The following is an 18,568-nucleotide window of genomic DNA, read 5'->3' as shown; positions in this document are numbered from 1 at the left end:
ACTCCCTCGCCCCAGCCGGTGCCGTCGGCGGCCTCCGCGTACGAACGGCACCGGCCGTCCGGCGAGAGCGCGCGCTGCCTGCTGAACTCGGTGAAGACCTTCGGCGTGGCCATCACGGTGGCGCCGCCCGCCACGGCGAGCGTGCACTCGCCCCGGCGCAGCGCGTGCACCGCCAGGTGCACGCTCACCAGTGACGACGAACAGGCCGTGTCGACGGTGAGGGCAGGACCCTCGAAGCCGAAGGCGTAGGCGACCCGGCCCGACAGGACGCTGCCCGCCGAGCCGATGCCCCAGTAGCCCTCCAGCTCGCCGGGGCCGGACCGCGCCACGTTCTCGTAGTCCTGGCCGCTGCTGCCCATGTACACGCCGGTCCGCGACTTCTTCAGGCGCCCGGGTTCGATGCCCGCGTTCTCCAGGGACTCCCAGACGGTCTGCAGGAGCAGCCGCTGCTGCGGGTCCATCGCCAGGGCCTCGCGGCGCGCGATGCCGAAGAACTCCGCGTCGAAGTCGGCGACCGGGTCGAGGAATCCGCCGGTGCGAGCGTACGTCGTGCCGGGCTGCTCGGGGTCGGCACAGAAGAGGCCGTCGAGGTCCCAGCCCCGGTCCGCGGGGAAGTCCGAGACGACGTCGCGCCCGGCGGCCACCACGTCCCACAGGCCGGCGGGGGACGTCACGCCGCCCGGGTAACGGCAGGCCATGCCCACGACGGCGATGGGGTCGTCGTCGGGGTCCGGGCCCGCGCCCTGCGCTTCCGGGGCGTCGTCCTCGGGGTGCGCGAAGCCGAGCAGGCCGAGCAGGTGCTCCGCCACGGCGGCCGCCGTCGGGTGGTCGAAGAGCAGGGTGAGCGGCAGTTCGAGGCCGGTGGCCCGGCTCAGCCGACTGGTCAGCTCCACGGCCGCGAGGGAGTTGTAGCCGTAGTCGCGGTAGGCCATCTCCGGGTCGATGTCGAGCGGGTCCGTGCCCGCCAGGCCCGCGGTCTCCTCGCGGACCAGGTCGAGCAGGGCCGCCGGGCGGCGGTCGGCCGGCAGCCCGGCCAGGCGCCCCGCCAAGCCCTCGGCCGGCCCGGACTCTCCGGCCCGCACGTCCTCGGCCGACCCTGATCGCCGGGTCCGCTCGTCCATCGGGTCAGCCATGTAGTCCTCCACGTCGTCTCCCTGCGCCCCCGCGCCTCGCCGCCGCTCCCGGGTACGGGATGCGGCCACAGAGTTCCGTCGTCCGCCCTGGTGGGAGGCCGTCCTCCTGCTGGGAGGCACTCCTCCAGGGAGCCTCCTACGAGGAGGTGGTCTTGCCCGTCAGCAGGAAGGACCGGATGTGCGCGCTGAGCTGTTCCGGCTGGTCCTCGGGAATGAGGGTGTAGCTGTCTTCGATCTCGACGAGCCGGCCCCTGGGCAGCAGCTCGGCGAGCCTGCGCCCGTGCTCGGGCGGCATCACCTTGTCCTCGGCGGCCCAGACCACGAGCGCGGGCCGGTCGAAGTCGCACAACTTCTCGGCCCAGCCGAGCAGTTCACTCTTCGGCGGCACCCCGAGCACGTACTTGCGCAGGTCGCGGCGGATCTCCTTCGATGTCCACAGCGGTTCGAACCAGGCGTTCATCACCTCGTGCGGGACCGGCCGCTTGCTCATCCAGCCCCAGGTCATGGGCAGCCGGCGCATCGGCTTCCACTTCAGCAGTTTGAAGGCGAAGTTGATGCCGCCCGGCAGCTTCGCCGAGGTGAAGAGGTTGCTTCCGGGCATGCCCGGCGGGAAGTTGTCGAACGCCTCGCACGAGGTGATGACGAGGCGCCCGATGCGCTCGTCCCTGCCCTCGGAGACCAGGGCCTGCGCACCGCCCCAGTCGCTCATTACCAGCGTGACGTCGCGCAGGTCGAGCCGGTCGAGGAACTCCGCGACCAGCCGGGCCACGCCCACGATCGACAGGTCCGCGTCCGGCTTCATCGGCCGACGGTGACCACCCAGCGGCAACGTCGGTACCACGCACCGGAATTCGGAACGCAGAGGTGCCACCACGTTACGCCACAGGGAGCCGTCCATCGCGACACCGTGCAGCAGGACCACGACCGGCCCCTCACCGCCGGTGTCCTGATACTCCACGGTGCCGGCCGAAAGGTCTACCTCAGCCATTTCACATCTCCTCGGGGCTGTACGGGTTCGGGAAGTCGCGAAGGGATGCTCGCACCGGACGCAGACGCAACACTCCCAGTTGGGCGGCGTGGCGGCCGCCCGGACGGGTGCGCCGGGGTAAGCAAAACATCTCAGACTCTTTTTAGCCAGCAACAATCTCGACCAAGAATGATCATTGCCCTTAAGGGCAATAGTCGCCCGACGGCCGTCTGGGTACCGTGGCAACTCCCGTGCCGGAGCCGTCCGCCGCAAGGTGAAGGACGAGTGCACGGACGAGGTACGCCGTGCGGCTTCAGCCCGCACTCCAGAGGTCATTTCTCCGGAATCCCACCCTCGATCCTCTGGCGCAGCAGCCGGATCGCGGGGCTCACAGAACCTCGGTCATCCCACTTACCGTGCATCGGAAAGGCTGCCCCGTGATCACTGCTGAAGAAGTATGTGTCCGCATTGCCAAGAAGCTCGGCAGCAAGGCGAATTCGTACACCCTGAACGAGGACACCGCTTTTGACTCCGTGGGCCTGTCGAGCCTCCAGATCGCCGACATCGTCTACACCATCGAGGACGACCTCGACATGGAATTCGACGAGAGCAAGGCCGCGAGCGTGAAGACGGTCGCGGACCTGGTGAAGCTCGCCGAGGAGACCAAGCAGGGCAGTGCCGCCGCGTGACGGCCATCGATTACCAGGGCGCCACCGCGAAGTCCATCAAGCATCATTACGACGTCTCCAACGACTTCTTCGCGCTGTGGCTGGACACGGACCTCACGTACACGTGTGCGCTGTGGGGCGAGGGTGACACGCTCGAAAGCGCCCAGAAGCGCAAGCTCGACTACCTGATCGAGGGTGCGCGGGCGGCCGGCGCGCGCCGCGTCCTCGACGTCGGCTGCGGCTGGGGAAGCCTGCTCGAACGGCTGGTCCGCACGCACGGCGTGCAGCAGGCCGTCGGCCTCACGCTCAGCGACAGCCAGGCGGAACGCCTGCGTGAGCTGGCGCTGGAGCGGACCGAGGTGCGGGTGGAGAACTGGCTCGACCACGAGCCCGCCGAGCAGTACGACGCGATCATCTCCATCGGCGCCTTCGAGCACTTCGCGCGCACCGGCCTGTCCCGTGCCGAGCGGGTCGCCGCGTACCGCGAGTTCTTCGAGCGCTGCCGCGACTGGCTGCCCAAGGGCGGCAGGATCGCGCTGCAGACGAACATCAAGGGAAACAATGTCCAGATGGACAAGCAGACCGTGCGGGACCTGCTTTTCATCATCGACATCATTTTCCCGGAGTCCGAGATTCCGGCGCTCTCCGAGGTTCTCGAATCGAGCGAGAAGCGCTTTGACGTCGTCCATCTGCGCAATGACCCGGATCACTACAGCCGCACCTGCCAGGAATGGCTCGACCGGTTGCGGGCCAACCGTGATCAGGCCGTGAAGGTGGCCGGTGAGGAAAACGTCGCCAACTACGAGCGGTATCTGAGCTCCACGGTCGGCCACTTCAGGAACCGTCATCTGGGCCTGTCGAGAATCACCCTCGAAGCCGTGTGACCGACAGTTCCACCGGCGGGTCCTCTCGAGGAGCACTGATTTGAACGCGTACAAGCATGTCGTCTATTGGCACGACACCGAAAAGGTCACTGTCGAGGCCCCTCTGAGGGAATCCGTTGACTGCGACGTCTGCATCGTCGGCGGCGGTTTCACGGGACTCTGGACCGCCTACTTTCTCAAAGAGGCCGAGCCCGCGCTCGACATCCGCATCGTCGAAGCGAACCACTCCGGCTACGGCGCCTCGGGCCGCGCCGACGGATTCGTCACGCCAACCATCGGCAAAGACATCCAAGCTTTGGTGAAGGAATTCGGGCTCCAGCGCGCGCTTGAGGCGTCGCAGGCGGTCGGCCGGTCGATCCTGGAAATCGGCAGGTTCGCCCGTAGGAACCGCGTCGACGCGGAGTACGAGGCCAACGACTACCTGATGGTGGCCACCGACGCCGCCCAGCTCAAGCGGCTGGAGCACGACCGCGGTCTCGCCGAGCGGATGGGCGCCTCGCAGGCGGAGATCCTCTCGCGCGAGGAGTCCCAGGCCGTCATCGGCTCGCCCGCGGTGCTCGGCAGCATGCGCACCGGCGGCGCGCTCGTGAACCCCTTCAAACTCTCCCGCGGCCTCGCCCGCGTGGTGCGCGAGAAGGGCGTGACGATCTACGACAACTCACCCTGCCTGCACGTGGAACCGGGAGTGCGGCCGACCGTCGTGACCGCCGGCGGGCAGGTCAAGGCGGACAAGGTCGTCCTGGCCACCAACGTTCACATGGACGCCTTCCCGCCGTTCCGCAGGAAGGTCATCCCGATCTGGACGTACGCGATGGTGAGCGAGCCGCTCACCGACGCGCAGTTGGGACGCGTGAACTGGGAGGGGCGCGAGGGCCTGGTCGAGGCCAAGTCCCTGCTGACCTGCGCCCGTTTCACGCACGACAACCGCATCATGTTCGCCGGCGGCCCGGCCCCGTACTACTACGGCAGGGACAAGCGGCAGCGGAACATGAACCGGCCCGAGGTCTACCAGGAGATCCACCGGGGGTTCCTGCGGTTCTTCCCGATGTGGGGCGACGTGGAGTTCAGCTACGCATACGGCGGGACCGCCGATGTCGTCCGTGACTTCGCCCCGCACTTCGGCAGGCTCGGTGGCGGCAACATCCTGTACGGATACGGCTATTGCGGCAACGGCATCGCGGCCACCCACACCGGCGGCAAGGTCCTGCGCGACCTCACGCTCGGCAAGGAAACGGACTATTCGCGGCTGCTCTTCGTGGACGACGAGCGGCGCAAGCCGCCCGCCTCCTTCCCGCCCGACCCGGTCCTGTTCGCCGGCACCCGTGCCATGGCACGGCTGATGGACTGGAAGGACTCCCGCGCATGAGCCGTACCGTGAGCGGCGGCAGCGGCGCGGGCGCTCGCCCCACCGTCCTCCTGACCGGCGCGTCCGGGGTCGTCGGACGCTCCCTCCTGCGGGAGCCGGGCGGCCCGCGGTTCGTCGTGGCCACCCACAGCACGCCGGTGCCCGAGGCCGGGGACGCGCGGTCGGTCCGCCTGGACATGACCGCGGAGCGCTTCGGTCTCGACGAGGACAACTACGCCGCCCTCGCCGCCGAGGTCGACGTCGTCATCCACTCCGCGGGCCTGACCGAGTGGGGCCTGCCCGCCGAGGACTACCGTCCGATCAATATCGAGGGCACCCGGCGGGTCGCGGAGTTCGCCGAACGGGCGGACGCCACCGTCCACTTCATGAGCACGGCGTTCGTCGCCGCGCTCGCGGACACCGCGCCCGTGCCGCTCGGCGCGGACAACGTCTGCCGCAACTACATCAGCTCCAAGCGCGAGGCGGAGCACGTCCTGCGCGACAGCGGGGTGCGGCACACCGTCTTCCGTCCCACCAACCTCATCGGCGACTCCAGCACGGGCTGGACCTCGCAGGGCCAGATCGTGCAGCTGATGTCGGACTGGCTGGGCCGCGGCAGAGCGCCCTTCATCCCCGCGCACCCGGGCATCCGGATGGATTTCGTCCCGCAGGACCTGCTGTCCAAGGCGGTCCTGCGCGCCATCGAACTGGGTGACGACGCGGGGGAGTTCTGGGTGACGTACGGCCCGGAGGCCATGGACATCGAGTCCTGCCTGCGGGTGCTGGTCAAGCACGCAGCCGGGCGCGGACGTTCGCTGACACCGCCGCAGGTGGTGAACGCCGACGAGCTCGCCCCGGACGCCATCGAGAACACCGCCCCGCGGACCCGCGCCTTCCTGTCCGTCCTGCGCGACGTCAGCGAGGTCACCCGGTGCAGCGGCGGCGTGCTGCCCACCTCCATGCCCGAGCTGCGCGAGCGCTATGGCATTCCACAAGTCGACGACACGACGGCGTACTTGGCGAGCCTGGAGTACGCCGCGGAGCACCTCGGCTAGACCGAACAGCCGGATCACGCGGCCAGAGTGAACGGCCGGTCCAAGCGGCCGGACGAACGGAAGGACAGTGCTGTGAACGACGACTGGAACTCGCCGGACCTGGGCGGCAAGGTGGCCGTGGTCACCGGCGCCAGCCGTGGCGTGGGCCGCGGCATTGCGCTCGCGCTCGGTGCCGCGGGCGCCACCGTGTATGTCACGGGCCGCAGCACTCGGGACGGCGCGCGCACCGAAGGACTGCCCGGCACGGTGGACGACACCGCCGAGGAGGTCACCGAGCGCGGCGGCAAGGGCGTCGCCGTGCGCTGCGACCACGGAGCGACCGCGGACAACGCGGCGCTCGCCGCCCGCGTCCAGGACGACCACGGCAAGTTGGATCTGCTGGTCAACAACGCCTGGGGAGGCTATGAACGCTCCTCCGAGGTCCGCTTCGACGCGCCCTTCTGGGACCAGCCGATGTGGCGTTACGACCTGTTCGAGACGTCGCTGCGCGCGCAGTACGACGTCACCCGCAGGCTCGTCCCGCTGATGCTGCCGCAGCAGAGCGGCCTGGTCGTCGGCATCAGCTTCTCCGACGGCGACATCTACCTCGGCCAGGTCGGCTACGACGTCTTCAAGTCGGCCTCCGACCGTATGTGCCGGGGCTTTGCCGCCGACCTGCGAAAGAAGGGCGTCGCGGCGCTCTCCCTGCACCCGGGCTTCGTCCGTACGGAGCGGGTGGAGGCCGCCTGGGAGGCGATGGGCGACGGTCCCGCGTCGGTGGTGCACTCCCCGGAGTACGTGGGGCGGGCGATCGCGGCCCTGCTCGCGGACCCCGAGGTGATGGAGCGCACGGGCGAGGTGCTCAGCACCGGCGACCTGGCGGTCGAGTACGGCTTCGCCGACGTGGACGGACGGCGGCCGCCGGCGTTCCGCCTGGAGGGCCGGATGAGCCTGGCGACCCGGATGCACCGGCTGAACAAGGTGGTCAAGTCGGCGGCGGAGCGGTAGGGCGAGCGGCTCGACGGCGTCGGGCCGGTCAGCTGCTCACCTCGGCCGGGCACCTCGGCCACATCTCCCACGCCGGCCAGTCGTCGAATCATTCCAGCAGCAGCCGGGAGGTACGCATGGTGGGGAGCCGTCCCCGTCCGGCGGGGCCCTGGAGACGCAGGGCGACGGCCGCGTGACAGCCGTCGGGCGGGGGTACGTCGAGGAGGGCCCAGCCGTCGGGCACGGGCGGTGCCCAGGGCGGAGCCAGTGCCGCGGCGAGGCCGACGTGATGGGCCCCGACCCCGCCGGGCAGTCCGGTGCCGAGCCCCTTGAGGAAGGCTTCCTTGCGCACCCAGCAACCGAGCAGCGCTTCCCGACGCACCGTCGGAGGCAGGGTGTCGAGGGCGCGCCGCTCGTCGGGGTGCAGGCGCCGGGCCATCCGTTCGAGGCCGTCGCCGGCCAGTTCCAGGGACTCGATGTCGGCCCCGACCGGCGACGCGGCCAGCGCGTAGAGCGCGACGTCCCCGGCGTGCGAGAGCGAGAAGTGCACCCCGGGGTGGCCGGCGACGGCGGGACGCCCGTGCGGCTTTTCGCAGCCGGGCATCCCGCACCGCTCGCGCACGAGGGCGACGTCCTGTGGAGCGGTGCCGAGACGGGCGCCGAGCAGCACGCGCAGTGCCACGTGGGACGTGACGAAGCGCGTGCGTGCCGCCGGGTCCTGGAACCCGGCGGCACGCTTCGCCTCTTCGGCGTCGAGGATCCCGGCGCGCGCGGCGGCTGCTGCGGCGTGGTCCGGAATCCACAGTGTCCACACGTCGACCGCGTCGATCCTGTCCGCCGTGTCGAGCGGATCGCCCGTGCCGAGCGGATCGCCCGTGCCGGTGTCGTGAGGTCCGGGCGGCCCGCCCGCCGCCCCCACCGGAAGGGACTCAGTCATGAAGGTGTCGCTACGGCCTGTCGAGGCCCTTCGGATCGGGCCGGAGGTCGTCCGACCACTCCGCAGAGAGGAGTGCGGCCTCCACCCGGGACCGCAGCCCCAGCTTCCTCGTGATGCTGGTCAGATGGGCCTTGACCGTACGCTCTGCGATGCCGAGCCGACGGGCGAGCTCGCGGTTCCCCTCACCGTCCGGCAGCACGCTGAACACTTCGAGCTCCCGTGGCGTCAGCACCTGTAGAGCGGACCGTTCCACCGATGCCAGGCGGCCACCACCGACCCCTATTCGTCTATCGACGCCTCCGCCGACCTGAAGCTTCTCCCCGTGCATGCGTTCTCCAACTCCTTGAGGAAGTCGTCACCTCGGGAGGAATCGGATCGATTTATTACACACAACCGACATTCCCCCTTCGACCCGACAGTAAAGTAAGACAGCGCCCGAACTGGCCGGTCGCTGTTGTGGCTTGCGCCACTCGCACTGTACCCCCATGGCGAGGGTCGCCTGTCGGAACTGGATTCCTCGCTCATGTACGTCGGTCTGCCCGGGAAGCGTATGGCGGGCGGTGGTTTAGTTCAAGCCTTTACCGGCGGACCCGGTGACCGCGATCGCAATTAGTTGATCATTCAACTCACGCCGGTGACATGGGGGTTCGCCATGGCAGGGCGGCCCGGTCCGGACCTGTGGCGGTGGTCGCCGAGGGGTGGATGTGCGTCTTTCGATCCTCGTACAGAATTCTCCGCAGGGTGGTGAAATATAATCCGTACCGCAATCCGGCCCTTCATTCAGTTCTCTCCGGTTCGCGGCCGTATGCGGAGTCGGATGCGGGTAAGGGAAACTCTTCGGCAAGTGGAATTGACGGCTCCGTGCAAAAACGCCGCCCGCATTCAGGGTCCTCGGAGGGCCGAATTTTCGGTGCCCGCCGGGCCATACGCCGCCGCAGACAGCTCAAGGTGACCATATGTTGTCCAATTCATCTGCTCTGGCCGGTTTCGGCGCCGTGGCTGGTTCCCGGAACGGGTCGTCGGCAACGAAGAGCTGGGCAGGGGTCTCGGCGTCACGGCCGAGTGGACCGGGCGGCGGCCAAGGCGCTCTCGTCGGCGGGTCCCGGCCCCGCCGACGTCGGTCTTGCCGTCTCTCTCAAGGACTACATTGAGAGGCACTGGTGGCCCACCCGGAGCGGAGACCCTTCCGCCATCGAGCGCATCGAGCAGCGGGTGCGTCGGCACATCGTTCCGCATCTCGATGCCCGGCCGCTCCTGCGGAAGTCTGAGCGACGCGCTGCTGCTGGTAGGGATCACGGGCGGGTCGACGGTGCTCACCGGCACCGCAACCGCTCCGGCGGGACCTCACGAGGACGTGGTCGCGGCGCCATCCCGCCGGCCGGCTCGGGGAACGTCACAGGCCGCAGGACATGGAGCTCGCAGCGAACGAGGTCCCGTCGGCACACAGCCCTGCGACCGTCTCTACACTAGCGCCAATGGGGATTGCTCGAGGCTGGCTTCTGCCGGCCCTGTTCGCGGTAGTGCACTCAGTGTTGTTGTTCATCACGGTCCCGACGCTGGAGGAGCCGCCGAGCACCACGGCGTGGATCACCGCTTGCTCCGCCACGGCGTTCACCGTCGTGGCGCTCGAACGACGCAACCGGACGCCGCTCGCCGCCCTCGGCACGATTCTCCTGGTGTCCGTACTGGGGCAGGTTCTGGCACCCCCCGACATGCTGGTCCTGGTGCCGGGGCTGGCGGTTTTGATGGCGCTCTTCTCCGTCACCGCTCTGAGCGACTGGACCGTCGCCCTGGGCGCGACCGTCGCTGCTGCCGTCGTCCAGCCCCTGCCGATGACCGTACGGCACGGCTTCGGCGGTGCTCTCTTCTCCGACTGGCTCATCGCCGTCGGCCTCTACCTGCTGGCGTCCGCTCTCGGCGCAGGCCACCGGCACCGGCTGCGGGAACGGCAGGCGGCGAAAGAGCAGCTGGTCCGTGCCGAGAGGGAGCGGGAGCAGGCCGCCGTCATCGAACGGGAGCGGCTGGCGCACGAGTTGCACGACATCAGCGCGCATCACCTCACCTCGGTCGTGGTGTCCGTCGAGGCTGCCCGCAGGCTCGGCGCCAGCAGACCCGAACTGGGCGCTGAAGCCCTCGCGTTCGCGAGCCGCACCGCCCGCGAGACCCAGTGCGCGCTGCGGCGTCTCGTGGCGGTCATGCAAGTGGGCGACGCACCGGCTCCCCCGTCGATGACCGCTCCGATCGAGGCCCTGATCGCCGGCTTCGGCAGACTGGGCCGTCCCATCTCCGTTTCCCTGCCCGCTGACCTCGCCGGCCTCGCGGCGGAGGCGGCCCACGGCATCATCCGGGAGGCGCTGACCAACGCCCTGCGCTACGCACCGGGTGCCTCGGTCAGCGTCCGGGCGGAGCGAGCCGGGGACGCCCTGCGACTGACCGTCGACAACGGCAAGCCGCCCGGCGGCACCGGCGGCGACAAGTTGGGCATCGGCTCCGGCCGCGGGGTGGCGGGGATGCGTCGGCGCGCCGCTGCCATCGGGGGGCAGCTGTCCGCAGGGCCCCGTCCCGACGGGGGCTGGCGCGTGCATGCCCTGCTCCCCGATGCCCCGCCCGCACAGCGGCCGGTCATGGGACGGCGACGCGACTTCACCCGCGAACAGCGGATCGCGGACGGGGCGGTCTTCGGCTCGGCCGCCGTGGCGTCGTGGAGCCTCGCCCTGACGAACGCGAGGAATGCCGGTCACGGAGTCCAGGTATGCCTGCTGCTCACGCTGGTCCTGACCGTTCACGCGCTGCCGCTGTTGTGGCGACGGCGTGCCCCTTGGCTGGTCCTCGCGGCCATCGGGGCCACTGCCCTCGTGTGGCCGGTGCTGCTCCGCAGCGATGTGCTGCCGTCGTCCACCGCGGCCTCTCTCCTGGGCGGCGGAGTCGTCGAACTGGCCGCCGTCTACGCCGTCGCGGCCTACGGCCGCGCCCTGAGACCCGCGCCCGCCGCCCGGTATGCTGGGCCCTCGACACCACCGATGACGTATCCGTCCGGTTTCCGGCTGTCTTATCTGTCGGTTCCCGCGGTGATCCTCTCGTTCGGGATCTCGATGACGGCCGCCTTCACCGTCGACGGAACGCTGCTCGGGGAGCCGGCCGGTTCTTTTCTCGTGCTGTTGCTTTACGGGTTCTTCCTCTTCGTCATGCTATTGGTGCCTCTAGGCCTGGGGTTCACGGCCGCGTGGGGGACGGGGTGGCTGATGCACAGGCGCCGTAGGCGGGAGCTGAGCCGCGAGGACGCGGCGCTCACGGCCCTGTTGTCGGGCGCGAGGGAGCTGATCCACAGCGAGCGGCAGCGAGTCGCCGACGGTTTGCAGGAGACGGTGCTCCAGCAGACCACCCGGGTGATCTCCTCGGCGGAAGCGGGCAGCCTGGACGACGTCGCCGCCGCATCGAGGGCGACGCTGGCCACCATGCGTCGGCTGCTCGGGAGCCTCGACGCCGGTAAGGCGCCCACGGCGCCTCGGGAGACCGCCGTACAGGGCGCCCCTCGCACATAGGAGGGGCCGGCGCGATGCGCCACTGCTCGGGGTGACCACGTTCTGGCTGCCCGTAGGTGGGCACGCCGACCTGGTACGCCCTGCTCACAACCCCCGTGGGAGGATGTGGTGCAGGCGATGGGACCTGTGTGGGCGAGGCAAGGAGAGGCACCATCAGCATTCGTGTGCTGGTCGTGGATGATCAGGCGATCGTTCGCGCGGGCTTCGTGGCAATCCTGGGTGCCGAGGGCGACATGACCGTGGTCGGCGAGGCCGCGGACGGGGACGCGGCAGTGTCGATGGCGGCCGAACTCGCGCCCGATCTGGTGCTGATGGACATCCGGATGCCCGGTATGGACGGGCTGTCGGCCACCCGGCTGATCACGCGTCACCGCAGTTGCACCAGAGTCCTGGTGCTCACCACGTTCGACCTCGACGCCTATGTCTACGATGCGTTGCGCGCCGGAGCCTCCGGCTTCCTGCTCAAGGATTCCGAGCCAGACGATCTGCTGTCCGCGATACGGGTCGTCGCCTCCGGTGACGGTGTCCTCGCGCCCGCGGTCACGCGACGTCTGATAGCGGCCTTCGCCCAAGGAGCCCCGGTCCATGAGGAAGCCGCCGGAGCCTTGGGCTGCCTCACCCATCGCGAGCGCGAGATCCTGCTTCTGGTGGCCACGGGCTTGAGCAACGCGGAGATCGGAGCGCGTCTGGGGCTGGCCGTGGGCACGGTGAAAGTGCATGTGAGCGCGGTGCTCAGCAAACTGGCTCTACGGGACCGAGTTCAGGCGACCATCTTCGCCTACGAAAGCGGACTGATCCGCCCGTCGGGGATGTCGACCGTCTGACAGGCCCCGTGCTGCGTCCGGATGTCGCCGGGGCCGTATCGCTGTCCGTCCCGCCCGACGCACGACGGTGCCGATCGGGTCGTTGAGCCTGGCCTGACCGACATGACGACCTCGAAACGGGGTTACCACCTGCGGAGCCGGCGCGCGCGGGTGGGGCCACCGACATCGGTCTGCCCGAGTTCGGGCGGCGACGTCCTGCCCGCCAACACGTGGGGCTCACCTGCTGTTCACGACGTTCCCCATCGAGGCAGGTAAACCAGCGACATAGGTCGATCAGCCGATGTCCGCCGGTCGGTTCTCAAGCAGAATCTGCGGAGGCGGAGCAGGAGCCCGACCCCGGGCTGCGTCCTCGACACCCACGAAGTCGGCCTCGTGTCCTTCCCGTTGACGCACGTGCAGAGCCGGGCACAGGGTTGTGTGCCGACGAGATTCCGTTCGCCACGGGTCCCGGCTTCGGTCCCTTGGTGAGTGTGTGGGCGGCCGCCTGACGGAAGTCCCTTGCGCAGCCGACCCAGTGACGGCCGACTGCACGGTGCGGCACGGTGGCGACCGTCCCACGCCTCTGGCTCCCCCCGCGGGGCATCTGCCTCGGCCCGGGGGAGCGTCCCGGGCCGGTTCCGGGCGTCGTACCGACGCTCTATGTCCTGCGGCCTAGGTGGCGTTCCTCCCGGTGGCCGACGCCGCATCGTTTTCGGAGCGAAAGGATCGTCACATGGATCGAATCGATTTCCTCATCGCCCTGGTCGCCGCTCTGGCCCTTGCCGTCGTTGCGTGGTCCAAGCCGCTGCAGAATCTGCCGTTCTGGCTCTTCGTCCTCCTGTGCGTCGTCTTCTACCCCGCGGGCAGGAAACTGTTCTCGGCGCTGGAATCGGCCGCGGGCGCTGCCGGCCCCCTGGCCGAGTGGACCTTCATGTTCGGCGTGAACGTCCTGTTCGCCGCGCTCGTCTCGTCGGCCTACCGGGGAATCAAGTCCTTCCGGGGCACACGCGCCGATCGGCACTCCTACCACCAGGAGGTCGACGCATGAGCGTCCGTCCCCTCAACCCGCGACGAGCTCGGGCCGACAGGAGCCTGCCCGCGCACCACTGCATGCCCCGGACCGCCGTCGCCCTGGCGTCGCTCGCCGTACTGGCCGCCGCCACGGTTACGGCCTGCGACCCCGGCACCGACGCCGGTGGAACCACCGCCACACCCTCGGTGCCCGCCACTCTCGTGGAACAGAAGCTGAACTGGACGGCGTGCCCTGCCCCGTCGACGGCCCAGGGCGGCGGCGACAAGCCCGAGAAGCTGCCGGACGGTACGAAGTGGCAGTGCAGCACCATGAAGGCACCGCTGGACTACGCGGACCCCGACGGCAGGACCATCGACCTCGCCCTGATCCGGGCAAAGGCCGCGCCGGGCTCCGGCGAGGAGCACCTCGGCTCCCTGATCTTCAACTTCGGTGGCCCCGGTGGCTCTGGGGTGTCGATGCTTCCCCTCTTCGCCGGCGACGACTACATGGAACTGCACGAGCGTTACGACCTGGTCGGCTTCGACCCGCGTGGGGTCGGGGACAGCGCCGGCGTGCAGTGCCTGGACCCGAAGGTCATGGACGCCTGGCTGGCCGCGGACGTGTCCCCGGACGACGCCGCGGAGGAGAAGGCCCGTACCCTCAGGGCACGTTCGTATGCCCAGGCCTGTGAAAGCAACTCGGGCGCGGTCCTGGAGCACGTCGGCACCCAGGAGGCCGCACGTGATCTCGACCTGATGCGCCACGTACTCGGCGACAGGAAACTGAACTACTTCGGCATCTCCTACGGAACGCAGCTGGGCGGCGTCTACGCGCACCTCTTCCCGGAGAAGGTCGGACGAGTCGTCTTCGACGCCGTGGTCGATCCCACCGAGAACATCCTGGCCAGTGGACTCGGTCAGGCAAAGGGATTCCAGAAGGCACTGCGGAACTTTCTCGAGGACTGCGTGAAGCACGACTCGTGCTTCTTCAGGGGCAAGGACCCCGCCCGGGGCGAGAAGGACGTCATCACGCTGATCGAGCGCTTGGACGAGCACCCTCTGGCCACGGAGTTCAAACGCCCCCTCACGCAGAGCCTCGCCCTCGACGGCATCGCCGCCGCCCTCTACGACAAGGAGGCCTGGATGTGGCTCAGGGGCGCTCTGGCCTCCGCCGCCGAAGGGGATGGCACCATGCTGCTGGTGTTCTCCGACAGCCTCAGGCAGCGTACCGACGAGGGCGGGTACGGCAACATCAACGACGCCAACACAGCGGTGAACTGCGCGGACTACAAGGACCGTTACACCACCGACGACGTGCGACGGCATCTGCCCGAGTTTCGCAAGGCATCTCCCGTGTTCGGCGACTGGATGGCCTGGGGAGTGCTCCAGTGCACCGGCTGGCCCGTCGACGGCCACGCCCCCACCGTCGAGGTGGCGGCCGACGGCGCAGGCCCCATCCTCGTCATCGGCAACACCGGCGACCCCGCCACCCCCGTTGAGGGAGCCAAGAAGATGGCAGACGAACTGGGCGAGGGAGTCGGTGTCCACCTCACTGTCGACGGTGAGGGACACGGCACCTACGGCGTCAACGACTGCCTGACCGGATTGGTCGACAAGTACCTGCTCGACGGGACAGTCCCGAAGAACGACACCACTTGCTCGTGACGGACCCCTCCCTCGCCCGGGAGACCCGCCGCCCACAGTCGGCCGGGCGGTGTCCCGGCCTCTGATCACCGTCACCGACGGCACCCTTCGGGGCGCATAGCCGCTCCGAACAGGTCTCACCCCATCCTCTGAATTGAAAGCCGCATCACATGACTTTGTTTGAACATGATTTCGTCGCGGCGGGTTCCACCGAGCAGCCGGTGGGTGACACGGGGCGGATGCTCCAGATGATGACAGGGTATTGGGTCACCCAAGTGGTGCGGACCGCAGCCGAGTTGCGCATCGCCGATCACCTGCACGTCGGCGGTGCCACGCCTGCGGAAGTTGCTGTGGCGGAGTCACTGGACCCGGATTCGGCCTTCCGGTTCCTGCGGGCGTGTGCCTCCCTCGGTCTGGCGGCATCGACGGACGGAGAACGGTTCGTCAGTACGCCCCTGCTCGACACCCTGCGCACCGATGTCCCGGGTTCCCTGCGGGATCTGGCGCTGTGGGGCGGGGCGGAGTCGCACTGGCTGCCGTGGGGGCGGTTGTCGGATGCGATTCGCACCGGAACCACCCAGGCTGAAGCCGCCCTCGGAGCCCCCTTCTTCGACTGGCTGGCCACGGTCCCGGGAGAAGCCGAGGTCTTCACCAATGCCATGACGGCCATGACGCGGGGCCTGGCCCATCAACTGGCGGACGTGATCGACCTCGAGGGCGCCGAAGTCGTCGTGGATGTCGGCGGCGCCGGCGGCAACCTCGTCCAGACGCTCATGCGGCGGCATCCCGGACTGACCGGGGTGGCCCTCGACCTTTCGCACGTGGGCTCCGAGGCCGACGCTTCCGCGGCCGCTCTGGGCGTCACAGACCGGTTCACCTTCGTCGGCGGTGACTTCTTCGACGAGGTGCCGTCCGCAGACGTGCACCTGCTCAAGTTCGTCCTGCACGACTGGGACGATGACGCCTGCGTACGCATTCTGCGCAACTGCCGGGAAGCGCTCAGGCCCGGTGGGCGCGTGCTGGTGATGGAACTCCTCGTCGACAAGGTGGGCACACCCGGTCTGGAGCCGCTGATGGACCTCAACATGATGGCACTGTCGACCGGACGGGAACGCAGCCTCGACGAGTTCGAGAACCTCTTCGAGCGGGCCGGACTGACGCCGGCCAGAACGATGTCATCCGCGTCCCGGGTTTCCGTCCTGGAGGCGATACCCGTCCAGGCGGCGCCACAGTTGGTGTCCTGAAAGAGCGTCCCGTCACGGCCTAATCGTCCGGGGATGCTTTGGGGGATGAATCTGTAACTGTCGGGGCGACAGGGCCGAATGGGAGCTGTGAGGCTGAAGTAGCCATGGCTGGAGCCGTGTCGATGCATTCGCCTGGCGCAGTTCGCCGTGCCCTTCGGGTTCCTGGCCCTGGCAGCCACGCTCCTGCTCCGGCGAGTCTGTGGCGTACCGTCCGACGGCGCCCCGGCACCCGTCGGCGTCCACCGCGTAGTGGATCGATCCGCGGACGCCGAGGCCGCGCAGGCGCCGGTACTCCGGCGTCACGCCGCCGACGGCGAACTGGGCGAATGGTATGCCGTCCTCGGCGAGCGTGTCGCGGTAGGTTCTGGCCGCCGGACGACCGGCGGGTTCGAGGAGGAGTTCGGTGCTGTCGGGCTCGTCGGAGATGTTCGGTTGCTGCGCGATACCTGCGCCCAGCCGACTGCTGTACTCACGGCTTCCACGCCCTGCGCCACTTCTACGCCTCCGAAGAGCTGGAGGTCGGCGAATCGGTTGTCTCACTGGCACGCCGGCTGGGCCACTCCGACCCTGGATTCACCCTGCGGAAGTACTCAAACTTCCTGCCCCGTGCGGGCGCGCGAGGCACCGCCGCCATCGACGCGATCTTCACGTAGCCTCGGTCCGGACAGTGCCGAGGCCGGGCCGTAGCTCGCAGCAGACCCGGCTGGGGCGCAAAGTCCCAGAGAAGTCCCACAGCTGCCGCCGCCCCCTTCCGAACCGGCGTTTCGCCTGGTCAGGGAGGGGGTGGCGGCCTTTGTCGATTAAATGTCGCGGAAGATCTCGATCTGCGCGCCCACTGAGTTGAGCCGCTCCGCCAGATCCTCGTAACCCCGGTTGATCACATACACATTGCGCAGTACGGACGTGCCCTCGGCCGCCATCATCGCCAGCAGCACGACCACCGCGGGCCGCAGCGCGGGCGGGCACATCATCTCGGCCGCGCGCCACCGGGTCGGGCCCTCGACCAGGACGCGGTGCGGGTCGAGGAGCTGGAGGCGGCCACCCAGGCGGTTGAGGTCGGTGAGGTAGATCGCGCGGTTGTCGTACACCCAGTCGTGGATCAGGGTCTTGCCCTGCGCGACCGCCGCGATCGCCGCGAAGAACGGGACGTTGTCGATGTTCAGGCCGGGGAACGGCATCGGGTGGATCTTGTCGATCGGCGCCTCCAGCTTGGAGGGCCGGACCGTCAGGTCCACCAGGCGGGTGCGGCCGTTGTCCGCCGCGTACTCGGGGGAGCGGTCGTGGTCCAGGCCCATCTCCTCCAGCACCGCGAGTTCGATCTCCATGAACTCGATCGGGACGCGGCGGATCGTGAGCTGCGACTCGGTGACGACCGCCGCCGCGAGCAGGCTCATCGCCTCGACCGGGTCCTCCGAGGGCGAGTAGTCGACGTCCACGTCGATGTTCTGCAGACCGTGCACGGTAAGGGTCGTCGTGCCAATGCCCTCGACCCTTACACCCAGCGCCTCCAGGAAGAAACACAGGTCCTGGACCATGTAGTTGGAGGACGCGTTGCGGATGACGGTCACACCGTCGTGCCGGGCGGCGGCCAGCAGCGCGTTCTCGGTCACCGTGTCGCCGCGCTCGGTCAGCACGATCGGGCGGGTGGGCGTCGTCGTGCGCTGCACCTCCGCGTGGTAGAGGCCCTCGGTCGCGGTGATGTCCAGGCCGAAGCGGCGCAGCGCGATCATGTGCGGCTCGATCGTGCGCGTACCGAGGTCGCAGCCGCCCGCGTACGGCAGCTTGAAGGTGTCCATCCGGTGCAGCAGCGGACCGAGGAACATGATGATCGACCGGGTCCGGCGTGCGGCGTCCGCGTCGATGGCGTTCAGGTCGAAGCGCGCGGGCGGCACGATTTCCAGGTCCACGCCCTCGTTGATCCAACGGGTACGTACCCCGATGGAGTTGAGCACCTCCAGCAGACGGAAGACTTCCTCGATACGGGCGACCCGGCGCAGCACCGTCCGGCCGTTGTTGAGCAGCGAGCCGCAAAGCAACGCCACACAGGCGTTCTTGCTCGTCTTGACGTCGATCGCGCCGGACAGCCTGCGCCCGCCGACCACCCGCAGGTGCATGGGCCCGGCGTAGCCGAGCGACACGATCTCACTGTCGAGCGCCTCGCCGATGCGCGCGATCATCTCAAGGCTGATGTTCTGGTTGCCGCGTTCAATGCGGTTGACGGCGCTCTGGCTGGTGCCGAGCGCCTCGGCCAATTGGCTCTGTGTCCAGCCACGATGCTGACGGGCGTCACGGATGAGCTTGCCGATGCGTGCGAGGTAGTCGTCTGCCATGCACCGCAGGCTATCTCTGATATGAGATGCAATCCTGCT

Annotated in this window: 15 protein-coding genes and 1 pseudogene; 10 read left to right on the top strand and 6 right to left on the bottom strand. The window is 68.9% G+C overall.

Features of this window, described 5'->3' with window-relative positions:
* Both ACIHCQ_RS29310 and ACIHCQ_RS29305 read right to left on the bottom strand, forming a co-directional pair.
* Positions 1-1,133: type I polyketide synthase (locus ACIHCQ_RS29310; protein ID WP_399668709.1), on the bottom strand; the 1,133-nt coding region annotated here is incomplete at its 3' end.
* A 136-nt stretch (positions 1,134-1,269) separates the two neighbouring features.
* A complete protein-coding gene (locus ACIHCQ_RS29305) occupies positions 1,270-2,121 on the bottom strand; it encodes an alpha/beta fold hydrolase (RefSeq protein ID WP_399668706.1) in 852 nt (283 codons plus the stop codon).
* A 416-nt stretch (positions 2,122-2,537) separates the two neighbouring features.
* Here ACIHCQ_RS29305 and ACIHCQ_RS29300 point away from each other — a divergent pair, with 416 nt between their 5' ends.
* From ACIHCQ_RS29300 to ACIHCQ_RS29280, 5 genes are all read left to right on the top strand, one after another.
* On the top strand, positions 2,538-2,789 hold the full coding sequence (locus tag ACIHCQ_RS29300; protein ID WP_399668704.1) for an acyl carrier protein: 252 nt from the start codon (positions 2,538-2,540) through the stop codon (positions 2,787-2,789).
* Positions 2,786-3,652 (top strand): class I SAM-dependent methyltransferase, encoded by an 867-nt coding sequence (locus tag ACIHCQ_RS29295; RefSeq protein WP_399668701.1) that lies wholly within the window; start codon positions 2,786-2,788, stop codon positions 3,650-3,652. The genes ACIHCQ_RS29300 and ACIHCQ_RS29295 overlap by 4 nt, the downstream gene beginning before the upstream one ends.
* Before the next feature lie 40 nt (positions 3,653-3,692).
* Entirely contained in the window at positions 3,693-5,018 is a 1,326-nt protein-coding gene (locus ACIHCQ_RS29290) for an NAD(P)/FAD-dependent oxidoreductase (RefSeq protein ID WP_399668699.1), read from the top strand.
* The gene (locus tag ACIHCQ_RS29285) at positions 5,015-6,052 is read left to right on the top strand and encodes an SDR family oxidoreductase (RefSeq protein ID WP_399668696.1); all 1,038 of its coding nucleotides are present in this window, start codon (positions 5,015-5,017) and stop codon (positions 6,050-6,052) included. The genes ACIHCQ_RS29290 and ACIHCQ_RS29285 overlap by 4 nt, the downstream gene beginning before the upstream one ends.
* Before the next feature lie 72 nt (positions 6,053-6,124).
* Positions 6,125-7,039: an SDR family NAD(P)-dependent oxidoreductase gene (locus ACIHCQ_RS29280; protein WP_399668693.1), complete on the top strand. Its 915-nt coding sequence runs from the start codon at positions 6,125-6,127 to the stop codon at positions 7,037-7,039.
* Between the two features lie 88 nt (positions 7,040-7,127).
* Here ACIHCQ_RS29280 and ACIHCQ_RS29275 read toward each other — a convergent pair whose 3' ends face one another.
* Together ACIHCQ_RS29275 and ACIHCQ_RS29270 are read right to left on the bottom strand one after the other, a co-directional pair.
* The gene (locus tag ACIHCQ_RS29275; RefSeq protein WP_399668690.1) at positions 7,128-7,955 is read right to left on the bottom strand and encodes a 4'-phosphopantetheinyl transferase family protein; all 828 of its coding nucleotides are present in this window, start codon (positions 7,953-7,955) and stop codon (positions 7,128-7,130) included.
* Between the two features lie 10 nt (positions 7,956-7,965).
* Positions 7,966-8,283, bottom strand: a complete 318-nt coding sequence (locus tag ACIHCQ_RS29270; protein ID WP_399668686.1) for a helix-turn-helix transcriptional regulator — start codon at positions 8,281-8,283, stop codon at positions 7,966-7,968.
* A 1,147-nt stretch (positions 8,284-9,430) separates the two neighbouring features.
* Between ACIHCQ_RS29270 and ACIHCQ_RS29265 the strand changes: the two genes are divergently transcribed.
* The 5 genes from ACIHCQ_RS29265 (at position 9,431) to ACIHCQ_RS29245 (ending at position 16,199) form a co-directional block, all read left to right on the top strand.
* Positions 9,431-11,497: a sensor histidine kinase gene (locus tag ACIHCQ_RS29265; protein WP_399668683.1), complete on the top strand. Its 2,067-nt coding sequence runs from the start codon at positions 9,431-9,433 to the stop codon at positions 11,495-11,497.
* A 152-nt stretch (positions 11,498-11,649) separates the two neighbouring features.
* On the top strand, positions 11,650-12,321 hold the full coding sequence (locus tag ACIHCQ_RS29260) for a response regulator (RefSeq protein ID WP_399668725.1): 672 nt from the start codon (positions 11,650-11,652) through the stop codon (positions 12,319-12,321).
* Between the two features lie 712 nt (positions 12,322-13,033).
* Positions 13,034-13,348, top strand: coding sequence for a hypothetical protein (locus tag ACIHCQ_RS29255; protein ID WP_399668680.1), 315 nt, complete (start codon positions 13,034-13,036; stop codon positions 13,346-13,348).
* A 62-nt stretch (positions 13,349-13,410) separates the two neighbouring features.
* Positions 13,411-14,976: an alpha/beta hydrolase gene (locus tag ACIHCQ_RS29250; RefSeq protein WP_399668723.1), complete on the top strand. Its 1,566-nt coding sequence runs from the start codon at positions 13,411-13,413 to the stop codon at positions 14,974-14,976.
* Between the two features lie 149 nt (positions 14,977-15,125).
* Positions 15,126-16,199, top strand: a complete 1,074-nt coding sequence (locus ACIHCQ_RS29245) for a methyltransferase (RefSeq protein ID WP_399668677.1) — start codon at positions 15,126-15,128, stop codon at positions 16,197-16,199.
* A gap of 261 nt (positions 16,200-16,460) precedes the next feature.
* Here ACIHCQ_RS29245 and ACIHCQ_RS29240 read toward each other — a convergent pair.
* Together ACIHCQ_RS29240 and ACIHCQ_RS29235 are read right to left on the bottom strand one after the other, a co-directional pair.
* Positions 16,461-16,619: pseudogene (locus ACIHCQ_RS29240) on the bottom strand (VOC family protein); the annotation flags it as partial.
* A gap of 380 nt (positions 16,620-16,999) precedes the next feature.
* Positions 17,000-18,529: a helix-turn-helix domain-containing protein gene (locus ACIHCQ_RS29235; RefSeq protein WP_399668674.1), complete on the bottom strand. Its 1,530-nt coding sequence runs from the start codon at positions 18,527-18,529 to the stop codon at positions 17,000-17,002.
* Between the last annotated feature and the right edge of the window lie 39 nt (positions 18,530-18,568).

The organism is Streptomyces sp. NPDC052236, assembly GCF_044548015.1.
GTDB lineage: Bacteria > Actinomycetota > Actinomycetes > Streptomycetales > Streptomycetaceae > Streptomyces.
Note: the sequence above shows the minus strand (reverse complement) of the source record. Positions and strands in the feature narration are given on the sequence as shown.

Coding starts and splice junctions, on each gene's coding strand:
- ACIHCQ_RS29305 (WP_399668706.1), bottom strand. CDS start 2,121: ATGGCTGAGGTAGACCTTTCGGCCGGCACCGTGGAGTATCAGGACACC.
- ACIHCQ_RS29285 (WP_399668696.1), top strand. CDS start 5,015: ATGAGCCGTACCGTGAGCGGCGGCAGCGGCGCGGGCGCTCGCCCCACC.
- ACIHCQ_RS29275 (WP_399668690.1), bottom strand. CDS start 7,955: ATGACTGAGTCCCTTCCGGTGGGGGCGGCGGGCGGGCCGCCCGGACCT.
- ACIHCQ_RS29270 (WP_399668686.1), bottom strand. CDS start 8,283: ATGCACGGGGAGAAGCTTCAGGTCGGCGGAGGCGTCGATAGACGAATA.
- ACIHCQ_RS29265 (WP_399668683.1), top strand. CDS start 9,431: ATGGGGATTGCTCGAGGCTGGCTTCTGCCGGCCCTGTTCGCGGTAGTG.
- ACIHCQ_RS29255 (WP_399668680.1), top strand. CDS start 13,034: ATGGATCGAATCGATTTCCTCATCGCCCTGGTCGCCGCTCTGGCCCTT.
- ACIHCQ_RS29250 (WP_399668723.1), top strand. CDS start 13,411: ATGCCCCGGACCGCCGTCGCCCTGGCGTCGCTCGCCGTACTGGCCGCC.
- ACIHCQ_RS29245 (WP_399668677.1), top strand. CDS start 15,126: ATGACTTTGTTTGAACATGATTTCGTCGCGGCGGGTTCCACCGAGCAG.
- ACIHCQ_RS29235 (WP_399668674.1), bottom strand. CDS start 18,529: ATGGCAGACGACTACCTCGCACGCATCGGCAAGCTCATCCGTGACGCC.